Raw genomic sequence first — 14,431 nt, forward strand, 5'->3', positions numbered from 1 at the left:
AGTTAATTCCCTTCAGGTTCAGCCGGGAAAGTGGAATACAGAGGCAACGGCATGGGTTGGCGTTTCATCACATCAGCCCACAAGTCCGCGCCGCCTGGCGCAATGACATCCTGAGGCAAGGCGGGAGCCACATACCAGCCACCTTCTTCGATTTCCGCCGCCAGCTCACCCGGGCCCCACTCCTGGAAACCGGCAAACAAGCGCAGCCCGCTCACCAGAGATTTCAGCTTTTCCGGATCCGCGCGCATATCCACATACACCAAGCGCGGGGCAATCTTGTTGAGCTCCGGGTGATCTTCTGGCTTAATGCCAGTGGCAGACATCCCAAAGCCCATCACGTTTTGCTGGTTGAGCGGGCCACCAATGTAGAAGGCCTGGGGTTTTGCCACCACAGGCAGCCACTCCGGTAACACGTTGAACACGGCTATCTCAGAGCGAGTGGTCAAATCCACGCCAAAGGTCAGCTGGTCAGAGTGCTCCACGATCAAAAATACCGAGCGCGGGTGGTCCCGCTTTCCAGGGGCCGCAATCAGCAACTGCCCCGCAGCGGGTTCATTGCGTTCTAGATCTACAAATAAAGGCTTTTGAGTCATTACTTTTGAGTCTCCCACCAGTGACGTAATTTAGCAATAGCAACCTCCCGGTCCAGGGGCCCTTCCTCCAAGCGCAGCTCCTTGAGGAAACTCCAGGCGCGGCCCACATCCGGGCCGGGCTTTAAGTCCAGGATCTCCATGATCTCGTTGCCGTCTAAGTCAGGGCGCACGCGGGCCAAGTCTTCCTTGGCCTGGATTTCGTCAATCCAGTCCAGAAGCTGATCATAGGTGCGGGCCAGGCGCGCGGCCTTCTTCTTGTTGCGGGTGGTGCAGTCCGCGCGGACCAGTTTGTGCAGGCGGGGGAGAAGCTCCCCGGCATCGGCAACATAGCGCCGCACTGCGGAGTCCGTCCACTGGTTCTCACCGAACCCGTAGAAACGCATGTGGAGGTAAACCAGCTGGCCCACCTGCTCAATAACGGACTTGGGGTACTTCAGCTTGCGCAGCCGCTTGCGCGCCAACTTGGCACCCACCACCTCATGGTGGTGGAAAGACACCCGGCCATCCTGGGTATCCCGCGTATCCGGCTTGCCAATATCATGCAGCAACGCCGCCCAACGCAGCACCAGATCCGGCTCTTCCTCCTGATCAATGGCCTGGCGTAGCACCTGCTTAGAATGCGCGTACACATCCTTGTGCTGCGCGTGCTCATCAGGGGACATCAACAAGGCAGGGATTTCCGGGAAAATATGCTCCATCAGGCCGGTTTCCACCAGAATATCAATGCCGGTTTCCGGGTGCTGGCCCAGAATGAGCTTATCCAGCTCCATAGCTACGCGCTCCACCGTAATGCGGTTAATCTCCGCACTCATCTCCTCCATGGCCTGGCGCACCCGCGGGGCCACATCAAAGCCCAACTGGGAGGCAAAACGGGCGGCGCGCAGCATACGCAGAGGATCATCATGGAAGGACTGCTCCGGGGTAGCCGGGGTATCAATCACGCCCTTGAACAAGTCAGTTACCCCACCCATAGGATCATGGAATTCCCGGGTGTGCATCTCCAACGCCATGGCATTGATACGGAAATCGCGCCGGATGAGATCACCTTCCAAGGTGTCTCCAAAAGCCACCTCAGGATTGCGGCTGTGGCCGTCATAGTTATCCGCGCGGAAGGTGGTGATTTCAATCTGCTGCCCGCGATATGCGGCCGACACCGTTCCAAACTCAATGCCCGTGTCCCAAACGGTCTCCGCCCAATCCTCCAAAATGGCCTTGACCTTCTCCGGGCGGGCAGGGGTAGTAAAGTCCAGGTCAGTGCCCAAACGGCCCAAGATAGCGTCACGTACTGAGCCTCCCACGAGGTAAAGTGGCTCATCGAAGCGCTCAAGCAGACCATCTATATCAAGACTGTCAATTACTTTCCGGGTGGTGTCCTCTAAATTCACGCCGGTAAGTCTACTACGATAAGAAACAATGACTAACCACGATGAAGGCCCACGGCCCCGGAAGCCCAGAAGACGCCGCAGGCCGCGCCGCCGGCAGCCGGTACTGGCCACCAACCACATGCCCGTGCAGGACGAAACCTCCGCGGGTGGCCTTGTTGTGTCTGGGCTGGCAGAGGCCGTAAAAGACGGCAAGCTGGACCTGACCAAGGTCTACGTTGCGCTCATCGGCAGACTAGACCGCCGCGGCCGGCTGCTATGGTCCATGCCCAAAGGCCATGTGGAAGATGGTGAGGACAAACACCTAACCGCGCAACGCGAGGTATGGGAAGAAACCGGCCTCTACGGCGAAGTATTCGCCGAACTAGGCGTGATTGACTACTGGTTTGTTTCCGACGGTCTGCGGATCCACAAAACCGTCCACCATCATCTCCTGCGCTACGTGGACGGAATTTTAAACGACGAAGACCCAGAAGTAACCGAAGTCTCCTGGATTCCAGTCTCCGAACTCATCGAGCACCTGGCCTACGCCGACGAACGCAAGCTAGCCCGTATTGCCCACGACCTGCTCCCGGCGTTGGCCAAGTCTGAAACTAAGGCCACGCCACGGTGAAACGGTTCGCTCTAGCGCTGGCGCTCACGTCTGCTCTGGCCAGCCCCGCCCTTAGTTTCGCGACCCCCTTGGACGTTCAGGAGGTGCGCCCAGCTCAGCCGCTGTCCCTCGACCTGCTGGAAGTCAGCTCCCCGGTGGTAGGCGAAAACCTACGAGTAAAACTAGAGGTCCACAACCGCACGGACGAGCCGGTGGAAAACCTGCAGATCACCGCTAGGCGCTCCGACCCAATTGACACCGCCGCGTCCGCCTACCACGCCTTAGAAGCCGGCCAGTACCCCTACTACGGACCCTTCAGCCAAGAAGGAACGTTAGCTCCCGGACACAGCATGACCGTGGAGCTTTCCTTGGAAACCACTCCGGGTCCCGGACGTTCCCTGGCTATCTCAGAGCCCGGTGCGTACCCGCTGCTGTTTACCCTGACTGGCACGCAAAATGACCGCCCGGCCGAGTTTGCTGATGAACGCTTCATCCTCACCGTTTCCCCCAACCCAGCCGCGCCTGCCGCTACGACTCCCTCCGGGGACACCCCGGAGGGCGAGGCTTTAGCGGGGGAGGACCAGGCGGGAGAGGCGCCAATGGGGGAAGACCCAGTGGGGGAGGACCAGGCGGGCAAGACACGGCAGGCGCAGCGGCAGCGGCATGGGCTGGCCGTCATCTATCCCCTCACCGCTACGGTAGACACCGTGCCCGGAGCCACCGGTGGTAGCAACCTGATCCTGAAGTCCGAACAACTGGCCGGCCAACTAGGCCCCGGTGGAAGACTTGATGCACTAGTTGATACCTACCTCAGCCATGACCTCAAAGGCACCGGCTGCATGGCTCTGGACCCTGCACTGATAGAAACCGTTGACCAGATGAGCAAAGGCTATTCCGTGGGCGACCGGAGGCCTTCCATCATCAACAAACCCACGCGCCTGCGGGATTCGTGGTTCCAGGAAGATGAAGTCCGCCTGGAAGCGGGCACCGGGGCCACGGCGGCGGGAATGTGGTTGGAAAAACTCCGTCAGGTTGATTGCTTGGTGGCCATGCCCTGGGCCAACACTGATGTCAACGCCGTGGCGCAGGCCAAGAATGACTTTCTCTTGCATGAGGCCACCGCGCGCGGCGAGGTGATTTCGCAGATTCTTGGCAAACCGCTGAGCGCGCCGCTGCTGGTACCAGACGCGGACAGTGTCGCAGTACCACTCAACGAAATTGCGGTTTTAGAAGCCGGAAACTTTGATCCCGCCCTGGCCCGCCTGCTGGCTGCCACCGCAGGGCACACGCCACACAACGCCCCCGCGGATTATGACGTAGAACTGGATTCACCTGTGGCACGCCAGACCAGCGCCGCCGCCGCACTGGCGCTGGAGGTTAGCCGCCAGGACACCGTGGCAAAGCTGCCCTCGTACCTCGAGCCGGCTAGCGCCAAGGCGCTGCTAGACGCCGCTGAGCAAGTCGCCGCCACAGCCCAACCGCTGCCTATGGAAAAGGTAGTAGGCCGCGCGGGCACGGGAATGGGTGCTGGCGCAGGCGCGGGCACGGACTCTGCCGTGTCCCTGGTTAGCCCCACCGATATCCTGCAGGTCCAGCAGCAGGCCCACTACACGGATGAGCTCATGCGGATTATGGTCAACGACCCCGCTATTGCCATGACCCGCTACGGGTTCACGCTGCCGCTGCGCCAAGACCTCTTGCTAGCGTTATCGCACAACCAGCACTACGCACACCACAGATCCGGCACCGGCGGCGACCACGTGGACCAAGACCGGCTGCGCGCCAATTCCGCGACCTTGCAGGATCTACGCAGCAGCGTCCAACTCATCCCCCCGGGCAACGTCTACACCCGTGTGTCCGAATCCTCGCCCTTGCTCATCGTTGCAGAAAACGCCTTGCCGCTGCCGGTGCAAGGCAAGATTCTCTACGAGGCCCAGGACGTTAACTTAAAAACCCCAGAAAGCTTATGGATCCCCGCCAAGGGCTCTATTACCGTGTCCATGACCGCAGAGTTGACCGAGCGGCGCGATATCAGGATGTGGCTAGCCACCCCTGACGGCGCCACCGTTTCCCAACCTGTGGTCATAACGGTCCAAACCAGGGGCGGTATGTTAGGTATCTACGCAATAATCGTGGCCCTACTTGTCCTCGCCGCGCTGACTCTCCTAAGGAAGAAAGGCTCATGACCTCCTCACCCCAAGGCACTCGCGGAAGAATAATCGCTCCCACGCCGCCCGCACCCGTTCCCGTCCCGCGCAAGCCCAAGGCAGTGCCCGCGGCGGTGCCGGTTGAGGATAAGTCCACGCTGCGCGCGGCCTCCCAGGGGGTGCCACAAGCGCCGGAGTCCGCAGCCGCAGCGCCAGACAAAGACTCCGATGCCTCCGTGGTCCGCGCCGGCGGTTCCATGGCGGTTGCCACCCTGGTTTCCCGTATCACCGGGTTTATCCGCACGGTACTGATCACCTCCTCGTTGGGCGCGGCCATTGCCTCGGCTTTCCAGACCTCCAACCAGATCCCCAACCTCATCACAGAGATCGTATTGGGCGCGGTGTTGACCTCCCTGGTGGTCCCGGTACTAGTTCACGCCGAAAGAGAAGACCCGGACCGCGGTGAGGCCTTCGTGCGAAGACTCTTTACCCTCTCCGTACTGATCTTAGGATCGGTGACAGTCATCTCCATTGTGGCGGCGCCGCTGCTCACGCGCATGATGTTAAAAGCAGACGGCCAGGTCAACGTGGAACAGGCCACCTCCATGGCTTATCTGCTGTTGCCGCAGATCTTCTTCTATGGCCTCTTTGCCCTGTTCCAGGCGGTACTAAATACCAAGAATGTCTTCGCGCCCGGCGCCTGGGCGCCTGTGGTCAACAACTTCATCTCCATCGCCGTACTCCTGGCCTACTGGACCCTGCCAGGGGAACTCAACCCAGCGGCCCCATCGCCCATCGGAGATCCCCACATCCTGCTCCTGGGCTTAGGCACCACCCTTGGTGTCATTGTGCAGTGCCTCATGCTGGTGCCCTACCTCAGCCGTGCGGGCGTGAACCTCAAACCCCTGTGGGGTATGGATGCCCGCCTGAAACAATTTGGTGGCATGGCAGTGGCCATTATCGCCTATGTTGCTATCTCGCAGTTGGGTTACGTGGTGACTTCCCAGGTGGCATCGGCATCATCAGCCGCCGCACCCGTCATCTACCAAAACCATTGGCTGCTGCTGCAAGTTCCCTACGGGATCATCGGCGTGACGCTGCTGACGGCCATCATGCCGCGGCTCTCGCGCAACGCCGCTGACGGTGACGTGGACGGCGTAGTCCGCGACCTCACCCTGGGCACCAAGCTCACCTTCATCGCGCTGATTCCCATCGTGGTTTTCTTCACCGGTTTCGGCGTACCCATCGCGCGCGGGCTCTTTGGCTACGGCCGCCTGGACCTTGATGTGGCCGAGCTCCTGGGACTCACGCTGTCTTTCTCCGCGTTCACGCTCATCCCTTACGCCCTAGTCCTGCTGCACCTGCGCGTGTTCTACGCCCGCGAGGAAGCCTGGACGCCCACCTTCATCATCGCCGGAATCACCGCCACCAAAATCCTGCTCACCCTCACCGCACCGCACGTGGCCAACTCCCCGGAACGCGTGGTCATCCTGCTGGGAACCGCCAACGGCTTTGGATTCGTGGCCGGCGCGGTCATCGGTGCCTTCCTGCTCAAACGCAAACTAGGCTCTTTGGGTGGGCGCGCAGTCATGTCCACCACCTTCTGGTCCCTAGGCGCCAGCCTGGCCGGCCTGGCCGTGGCGTGGGGACTCTACCGTGTGCTGCCCACCGCAGATACTTCCGTGCTCATCCTGGCCAAAATTGCCATCACCGGCATCATCTTCCTTATAGTCACCGGCCTGGTGCTCTCCCGCTCCAAGCTGCCTGAGGTCCTCAACCTGGGCCGCGCGTTACAGCGGATCCCGGGCGTGGGACGGATAATCAAGGTGGCCCCAGACGCCGGAATTGAAGTGGGCAACCTCAAAGAAATCCAACCCCAATTCACCCTGGACGCCTTCAACTCCTCACCCGTACCGCCCCCCATGTCCGCCGGCGTGGTCCGCGGGCCCTCCCTAGTACCAGGCGCACCCGTTTCCGACGGCCGGTTCCGCCTCCTAGTGGACCACGGCGCCATTCCCGGAGCCCGCTTCTGGCAAGCCCGCGAACAAGAAACAGGCCGCATGGTGGCCCTGACCTTCGTGGACACCTCCAACAAGGCACCCCTGGCACCTGCTACCCCCCGCGAGGTAGCCCAACGCTCCGCAGCCGTTTCCCGCGCCACCCGCAAGCTCTCCGAGCTAAACCTTTCCGCGGTGGCCCCCAACGTAGACATCCTTTCCTACCGCGCCGGCTGCCTAGTTGTAGCCGATTGGGTAGAAGGCAGCAGCCTGGCCGCCGTGGCCGAAGCCGGCCAACTTGACCCCGGCGCCGTGGCCCACGCCCTGAGCCCCTTGGCTGAAGACACCGTGACCGCCCACGCCGCCGGGCTGGTAATGGGCCTAGAAAACCGCAACCAACTGCGCGTTAGCACCGACGGCGTGCTCACCCTAGCCTTCCCCGCCGTGTTACAAGAAACCTCCGTGGAATCTGACACCAGCGCCCTGAACTCCGCCATCCACCTGATGGTTGGTGCCACCGACAACCCGCCACGCCGGCTCCGCGACCTGGCCAAGGAAACCCCGCTGCCGCTGCCAGCCATTGCCGCTGAACTGCGCGAATTTGCGCCTTCCACGCCGGAAGCGCTCCCCGTTGAGGAACCCGCCGCAGAGGAAGTAGAAGCCGCGCCCGCCGCTGGTTTTGGTGGTCGGTCCTACTCCGGTGCCGCCATCCTTACCCTCGGCGCGCTTGCCACCGCCTTTGTGGTGGGCATGGCCGCGCTCACCGTGTGGATCATGTCCCTTCTGGGCAACCAGACCACCGCGCCGGTTGACTCCGACTCCATCCAGCCATCAACCACCGCCACAGCTCAACGTCCCCCGATAATCCTCCCGGCTGAGTCTGCCACCAGCCCGTCCCTAGTGGACGGCGATGAGAAAACCTTCTGGTCAACCACCTCTCCCACCGACATCACCGTGGAGTTCCCTTCCTCCACCTTGCGCTACCTGCTGGTCAACCACTCCAAGTCCGCCGGAGCCGAATACACCATTTACGGCCTTGACGGCACCGGGCGGACCCAGCTGGCCACCGGAAAGCTAGCCGCCGGCAACGACAACATTTCCCTGGGTACCTCACCTCAGACCTTCACCGCCCTGGTCATCCAGGTGAAAGCACTGCCCAAGGACGGCACCTTGACCATCAACGAGCTGGAGGTGGTGGGCCAGCCCTAAGCATTCATTGGAAGAAACCCCTCAAAACCCACCCCACAAACGAACATCTACCGACAAACAACCACCACACAGCCATTCATTGGAAGAAACCCCCAAAAACCCACCCCACAAACGAACATCTACCGACAAACAACCACCACACAGCCATTCATTGGAAGAAACCCCTCAAAACCCACCCCACAAACGAACATCTACCGACAAACAACCACAAAGCTGAAAACGGTGTGCAGCCTTACCGGTTAAAGTAGCCGTGCCATTTCTGTACACCCTTGTAGCGCCGCGCGGAAAGGTCCGGATTCCTGGATTCCAGGATTTGCGCCACCACCTCGTCCGGCGCGTGCTCCACACACGATCCGGTGTAGGTCAGCACCGTCCAGCCCCGCATGATGGCGTCATTGCGTTTCCAGTGGTCTTTGATGAACACGTCCCGCTGTGAGTGGTACTTATGGCCGTCAATTTCCACCGCCACATTAAGCGACCGAATCACGATGTCCCACCGATAATCACCGATTAACACATTGCTTTCCACGACCAGTCCGTGGCGGCGCAGGCGGGCAATCACTTTTCGTTCCGCCGCCGAGTCAGTGCCAATCACCGCCGCCGCCAAGATCGCCTTGGACCGGTTGCTTAGGCGTTTGATATGCTGCAAGTCCTGGTTAAGTTGGTCATTTCCGCGTGGTCCACCGTAGTGGTACTCAATCATCGCTCGGGCTCGTTGGAAATCCGGCTCATGCGCCACGGCCTGCAACGGATGGAGCACCCGCAGCTTTCCCATGTCAAAATAGAAGGGTTTGCGCACCCTATAGAAACGCCAATATTCCGATGCCCCCATACACGACGGTCCGGCAAACTCCAACGGAAACTCCAGATTCATACCGTTGGCCACCCGGAAACTAGACGCCCCGGTCAGGTGGATATTGTCTTGCCGTGCGCAGAGCGCCTCCGCCAGAGCCCCTGGATCATCCACGCTCCTGGCGTAGATCCCCCTGGTCAACTTGATCACTTGGCCGCGTCTAACGGCCTTGCGGGTCTCACTTTGATCCATCCCCGAAATTATTAAATCTTCCCCCATACCCATAAAGCTTAGCGCACCAACCAAACCGCACTGCAGGTTATCCACAAACCCCAGGTCAACACCCCCGCCAAACTCTTGCAGACCTCCTACATGCCAAAACGAAAAAGGAGGCGCACCAAGCGCCTCCTAAAAGTTTTCTGCCTTTAGACCGGCAGCATTCCGCTGACATGCGCGCAGCTGCGGCGGCAGCATAGGAGCAATCATTGGCAACGCAGCGGCAACCAGGCCAAGCACAGCCGCAACAACGCCACCAACAATCAGGCCAGTACCACCAGCATTAGACGAGCCATCAATGGATGATAAGGCGGTCTCCTCCTCAAGGGTCGGCTTACCTTCAGCACAACGCTTGATGCTCTCTAGGTATTTTTTATAAGTCGGGAGAGACTTTTCATGCTCGTCAAAATTTTCCGACGGGTGCTTTCTACGGCCTTCTTCAATGCTTTCCTTAGCCTCCCTAACTGCCAAGGCGATACCGGACTCATCTAATTTCCAACCTTGGGCCTCTTTCCTCGACGTCACAAAGTCCCTCTCAACGTCCCGGATAAATTAGCCCAAGTCAATTGCTTCCTGCGTGGTCAAGGAGAAATGGCACTCATCACCCTTGATTTCAGCGGTCAGGGCTGGGGCCGGCGCAACGGTAACGGAGGACAAGGCTGGATGGCCGAATATCAGTCTAATAAATAGATCCGTATTTCTGAATGACTTTGAGAAAAATAGATACCGCGTAACACCTATGCGTGTTGGCGCGGTGCCTCCCCTGGACTGTCCCAGCCGCCGTCGGTTAAGCAAGGGGACGCAGCCAACAAATTCCAGTCAGTCGCATGAAACTACAGCTAGTTGCAAGATAATACTTGCAACTTGAACTAAATCGCGTTATCATGTGACATGTCAACAAAACCACGACTGAAGGAAAGCAAAATGTTCGAAGGAACCTACACGCTGGACCCGGCACACACCACCATCGGCTTCGTGGCACGCCACGCCATGGTGACCAAGGTGCGCGGCAAGTTCGATGAGTTTGAAGGAATCATCACCAAGGACTCCGCGCAGGCAACCATCAAGGCTGCATCCATCAACACCGGCAATGATGACCGTGACGCCCACGTCAAGGGGGAGGACTTCTTTGCAGTAGATAAGTTCCCGGAGATTACCTTCCAGGCCACCGCAATGGACGTCAATGATGAGTTCGAGGGAACCGTAACCGGTGACCTAACCATCAAGGGCACCACCAAGCAGATCACCCTCAAGGTTGAGGACGCCGCCGTGGCTGAGGATCCCTTCGGCGCGCAGCGCCTGGGCTTTGCGGCTTCCACCAAGATCAACCGCAAGGACTTTGGCATTGACTTCAACGCCCCACTCAAGACCGGTGGGATGTTGGTTTCTGAGGAAATCAAGATCGAGCTAGAGGTCTCCGCAATCAAGCAGTAGGCCGCAGCTTAGGAAAATCCGTCCGCTTCGGTGGGCGGATTTTTCGCGTTAAGGTGGGTACATGAGTTTGACGTATATTGAAGCCCAAGAACGCAGCCGCAACCTTGAGGTAAAAAGCTATGATCTGCACTTAGACGTCACTGGGGGAGATGAGCACTTCCAGGTGGAGACCACCATCAGGTTCCACACGAAGGCCCCGGAGGTGTTCCTGGACTACCTGGGCGCATCCGTGGAGAAGTTCCAAGTAGACGGCAAAGACCACCCGTTTGAGTTCGCTGATGAGCGGATAACCTTCACCGTGGAGCCGGGGGAGCAGGAAGTCTATATCAAGTCCACCTCCACCTATTCGCGCTCCGGGCAGGGCTTGCACCGCATGGTCGATAACGCGGACGGAAACGTCTACCTCTACTCGCACTTAGAGCCTTCCGATGCCCGCCGGATCTACCCCTGCTTTGACCAACCGGATCTCAAAGCGCAGTTCACCACGCGGATTAGCGCACCGCAAGGATGGGTGACGCTGGATAATGGCACGCCCACCCCGCCGCTGTCTACCTACCTCACCGCCTTTGCCGCCGGGCCTTACGTGCACATTTCTAAGCAGTGGCGCGATATCGAGCTGCGCGCCTTTGCCCGCAAGTCCATGGAAGCACACCTGGACCCGGAGATTCTGGAGCTCACCGCCCAGGGCATGGATTTCTTCGATGAGGCCTTTGGATATCCCTACCCGTGGGGCAAATATGACTCTATCTTCGTGCCCGAATACAACTTAGGAGCCATGGAAAACCCCGGCCTGGTGACCTTCACGGAAGACTACCTCTTCCGCACCCGGCCCACGCGCACGCAAAAAGCAGGGCGCGCTAACACCATCTTGCACGAGATGGCGCACATGTGGTTCGGTGACCTGGTCACGCCCAAGTGGTGGGATGACCTGTGGCTCAAAGAGTCCTTCGCGGAGTTCATGGGCGCGGACGCCTCCGTACACGCCACCGAATACACCGAGGCCTGGGAGAACTTTGCCAGCACCCGCAAGAACTGGGCCTATGCCCAAGATCAGCTGCCCACCACGCACCCCATCAAGGCGGAGATCCCGGATGTCGATGCCGCGCGGCAGAACTTTGACGGGATTACTTACGCCAAGGGGGCATCGGTGTTAAAGCAGCTGGTGCACTTCATTGGCCGGGAGAACTTCTATGCCGGCGCGCGGGATTACTTTAAAAAGCACGCCTTTGGTGCCGCCACCTTCGAGGACCTGCTGGCGGCGCTGAAAAACCACACCGACCGCGACTTAGACGCCTGGAGCCAGGCGTGGCTCAAGACCGCGGGCGTAGACACGCTGGCACCGGACTTGAGCGGTGCCACGAGGCCGCATCGGCTGAATGTGGCGCTGTTTGATGAAGACCTCAACAACTACCAGACCCTGGACGTGGACCTGCCCGGAGACGTTGAGATTCCCGGAAAGCCGGCGTTGATTGTGCCCAATGACGGGGATCACGCCTACGTCAAGGTGCAGTTCACGGACGCCTCCCTAGCCACCATTAGCGAGCGCCTGTCTGAGCTGGCGCCGCTAACCCGCGCGGTTATCTGGACTAACCTGTGGCAGGCCACACGCGACGGGGAGCTGCCGGTTGCCCAGTACGTAGACATAGTCATCCGCCACGCCGGGGATCTAGCCTCTGCCTGGGCTAACGCGGTCTACGCGGTGAAACACTACGCGCAGGTTCCGGACTTCGCAGGCCGCGTGATGGAGCTATACCGCCACGCAGATCCAGCGTCCGATACCGCCTTGGTCCTGGCCCGCACCGCCGCCCAGGTCGCGGAGCCCGCGGAACTGCGCGAGCTGCTGGAGACGGCGGAAGAACCCGCGCTACGCTGGGCTATTCTGCGCGCACTGGCACGAAAGGACGCCGTTAAGCAGGCGGAGCTGGACGCTGAGCTGGAACGCGATAACACCCTGACCGGCAAGGCCCGGCACCTGGGTGCCAGCCACGCCTTCCCGGCGCAGGCGGAAAAAGCGTGGGAGCTGGTGCACTCCGGGAGCCATTCCAATGATGAGGTGGATAACCTCTTAGCGGCGCTAGAGGATAAAAAGGAGGGCTTCGCGGAGCGCTTCTTTGCGGAGGTGGAAAGCACCTGGGAGAAGCACCCCATTGAGATTGCCAACCGGCTTATCCGGGGGCTCTACCCGGAGCAGGAGGCGCCGGCTAGTTGGGCGTCTGTGGGGGATAGTGCGCTGCGCCGGGTACTCCTGGAAGCTGAGGATAACGTGGCCCGGACTCTCAGGGTTCGGGAGAAAAATAATAAAATCTAGATAAAACTGTGCCAACCCTGGCGCTTGCCCCCCGATTGTGGTTGTAATAGATATTACAAACTGCTTTTCAATCGGGGGGAAAACTTTTGCGAAGCGACGATGAATTAATTGACGCGTTTTTAGAGGGGGACACGAAGGCCTTTAGTGGCATCGTGGAAAAGCACCGCACCAGGTTGCTATACGTGGCGCGCAAATACGTGCGCAACGACCACGATGCCCAGGACATAGTCCAGGAGGCCTTCCTCAAGGCGTCACTAAACCTGAAGAACTACCGGAGGGACGCGCAGCTCTACACCTGGCTGCACCGCCTGGTGCAAAATGCGGGCTACGACTTTGCCAACCACCGGTCCAATCAGTACAACGCCTCTCTAGACTCCGGGATCTTTGACTATGACCAGAACCCGGCGCTGGGGTATGAAACGGACACGGATCTCAAGATTATTTTGGCAAATGCCCTGGCCACGTTGGGTCCAGAGCAGCGTTACGCCTTCTGCATGACGGAGGTGGCTGGCTACGCCCTGGCGGAGGTGGCCAAGCAGCAGGGTGTGCAAACCGGGACTATCAAATCCCGCCGCGCGCGGGCGAAGTCTGCGTTGCGCAAGGCAATTGGCTGATAACAGCATAACAATTGGGTTGCGCCGGGTTGCTGGTGCTAGCTATAACGCCCAAGACTAGTAGGATCGGGACGTTAGTAATGAACCTCTTGTACAAGGAGTTAGCAGTGACCATCCACGACGTCATCATCGTAGGTTCCGGCCCAGCCGGGTACACCGCGGCTTTATACGCAGCGCGTGCTGAATTAAACCCAATCGTTTTCGAGGGCTATGAGTACGGCGGTGAGCTGATGAATACCACGGAAGTGGAGAATTACCCCGGCTTCCAAAAAGGCATCATGGGCCCAGAGCTCATGGAGGAAATGCGCGCACAGGCCATCAATTTTGGCGCCGACCTGCGCATGGAACTGGTTGATTCCGTGGAACTTGCCGGTGATATCAAGAAAGTCCATGTAGGCGAAGACGTCTACCAAGCCCGTGCCGTTATCTTGGCCACCGGTGCGGCACCGCGCCACCTGGGGGTACCGGGGGAGACTGAGCTCACCGGGCGCGGCGTGTCCACCTGCGCCACCTGCGACGGGTTCTTCTTCAAGGGCCACAACATCGCAGTAGTGGGCGGCGGGGACTCCGCCATGGAAGAGGCCACCTTCCTTACCAAGTTCGCGGATTCCGTGACTATCATCCACCGCTCGGAGAACTTCCGCGCTTCCAAGATCATGCTCGACCGCGCCAAGGACAACGACAAGATCAAATGGGCCACCAACAAAACCGTGCAGCGCGTGGTGGAGGCGGACGGCAAAGTCTCCGGCCTAGAACTCACCGACACCGTAACCGGGGAAGTCTCCGTCCTGGACGTTACCGCTATGTTCGTGGCCATTGGCCATGACCCACGCTCGGCCTTCCTTGAGGGCCAAGTAGCCACTAACGAAGGCGGCTATGTCAGCGTGGAGCAACCCTCCACCAAGACTTCCGTGCCGGGCGTTTTTGCCTGCGGTGACCTGGTGGATGACCACTACCGGCAGGCAATTACCGCCGCCGGTTCCGGCTGCCGCGCGGCCATTGACGCAGAGCATTACCTGGCCGCACACCGCTAGGCCAACAAGCCCCCAGATTCTAGTAGAGTCCGTTTTCAGACCCAATTAAGGA

The 14,431-nt window shown here is 59.7% G+C and carries 11 protein-coding genes; 7 read left to right on the forward strand and 4 right to left on the reverse strand.

Going from position 1 to position 14,431, the window contains the following annotated elements; genetic code table 11:
- Positions 1 to 2: 2 nt before the first annotated feature.
- Entirely contained in the window at positions 3 to 593 is a 591-nt protein-coding gene (locus tag F4V58_RS11765) for a YqgE/AlgH family protein (protein WP_075736250.1), read from the reverse strand.
- On the reverse strand, positions 593 to 1,948 hold the full coding sequence (locus tag F4V58_RS11770; RefSeq protein ID WP_425429766.1) for a CCA tRNA nucleotidyltransferase: 1,356 nt from the start codon (positions 1,946 to 1,948) through the stop codon (positions 593 to 595). Before F4V58_RS11770 ends, F4V58_RS11765 begins: the two co-directional genes overlap by 1 nt.
- Before the next feature lie 58 nt (positions 1,949 to 2,006).
- Here F4V58_RS11770 and F4V58_RS11775 point away from each other — a divergent pair, with 58 nt between their 5' ends.
- From F4V58_RS11775 to F4V58_RS11785, 3 genes are read left to right on the forward strand one after another with little or no spacing between them, the layout of a single operon-like run.
- Entirely contained in the window at positions 2,007 to 2,588 is a 582-nt protein-coding gene (locus F4V58_RS11775) for an NUDIX hydrolase (RefSeq protein ID WP_075736254.1), read from the forward strand.
- Positions 2,585 to 4,753: a COG1361 family protein gene (locus tag F4V58_RS11780; protein WP_150385819.1), complete on the forward strand. Its 2,169-nt coding sequence runs from the start codon at positions 2,585 to 2,587 to the stop codon at positions 4,751 to 4,753. Before F4V58_RS11775 ends, F4V58_RS11780 begins: the two co-directional genes overlap by 4 nt.
- Entirely contained in the window at positions 4,750 to 7,920 is a 3,171-nt protein-coding gene (locus F4V58_RS11785; RefSeq protein ID WP_075736256.1) for a lipid II flippase MurJ, read from the forward strand. Before F4V58_RS11780 ends, F4V58_RS11785 begins: the two co-directional genes overlap by 4 nt.
- A 232-nt stretch (positions 7,921 to 8,152) precedes the next feature.
- Here F4V58_RS11785 and F4V58_RS11790 read toward each other — a convergent pair whose 3' ends face one another.
- The gene (locus F4V58_RS11790; RefSeq protein WP_170252492.1) at positions 8,153 to 8,923 is read right to left on the reverse strand and encodes an endonuclease domain-containing protein; all 771 of its coding nucleotides are present in this window, start codon (positions 8,921 to 8,923) and stop codon (positions 8,153 to 8,155) included.
- A 198-nt stretch (positions 8,924 to 9,121) separates the two neighbouring features.
- Entirely contained in the window at positions 9,122 to 9,514 is a 393-nt protein-coding gene (locus F4V58_RS11795; protein ID WP_150385820.1) for a hypothetical protein, read from the reverse strand.
- Between the two features lie 399 nt (positions 9,515 to 9,913).
- Here F4V58_RS11795 and F4V58_RS11800 point away from each other — a divergent pair, with 399 nt between their 5' ends.
- From F4V58_RS11800 to trxB, 4 genes are all read left to right on the forward strand, one after another.
- Positions 9,914 to 10,423, forward strand: coding sequence for a YceI family protein (locus F4V58_RS11800; RefSeq protein ID WP_075736262.1), 510 nt, complete (start codon positions 9,914 to 9,916; stop codon positions 10,421 to 10,423).
- Positions 10,424 to 10,484: 61 nt separating this feature from the next.
- Positions 10,485 to 12,731, forward strand: coding sequence for an aminopeptidase N (gene pepN, locus F4V58_RS11805; protein ID WP_075736264.1), 2,247 nt, complete (start codon positions 10,485 to 10,487; stop codon positions 12,729 to 12,731).
- Positions 12,732 to 12,817: 86 nt separating this feature from the next.
- Entirely contained in the window at positions 12,818 to 13,345 is a 528-nt protein-coding gene (locus F4V58_RS11810) for an RNA polymerase sigma factor (RefSeq protein ID WP_075736266.1), read from the forward strand.
- A gap of 107 nt (positions 13,346 to 13,452) precedes the next feature.
- Positions 13,453 to 14,379 carry a thioredoxin-disulfide reductase gene (gene trxB, locus F4V58_RS11815; RefSeq protein ID WP_075736759.1) on the forward strand — a complete coding sequence of 309 codons (927 nt, stop codon included), beginning with the start codon at positions 13,453 to 13,455 and terminating at the stop codon, positions 14,377 to 14,379.
- The last annotated feature ends 52 nt before the right edge of the window (positions 14,380 to 14,431 follow it).

This window comes from Corynebacterium phocae, assembly GCF_008693075.1.
GTDB classification, from domain to species: domain Bacteria; phylum Actinomycetota; class Actinomycetes; order Mycobacteriales; family Mycobacteriaceae; genus Corynebacterium; species Corynebacterium phocae.

Coding starts and splice junctions, on each gene's coding strand:
- F4V58_RS11765 (WP_075736250.1), bottom strand. CDS start 593: ATGACTCAAAAGCCTTTATTTGTAGATCTAGAACGCAATGAACCCGCT.
- F4V58_RS11775 (WP_075736254.1), top strand. CDS start 2,007: ATGACTAACCACGATGAAGGCCCACGGCCCCGGAAGCCCAGAAGACGC.
- F4V58_RS11785 (WP_075736256.1), top strand. CDS start 4,750: ATGACCTCCTCACCCCAAGGCACTCGCGGAAGAATAATCGCTCCCACG.
- F4V58_RS11800 (WP_075736262.1), top strand. CDS start 9,914: ATGTTCGAAGGAACCTACACGCTGGACCCGGCACACACCACCATCGGC.
- pepN (WP_075736264.1), top strand. CDS start 10,485: ATGAGTTTGACGTATATTGAAGCCCAAGAACGCAGCCGCAACCTTGAG.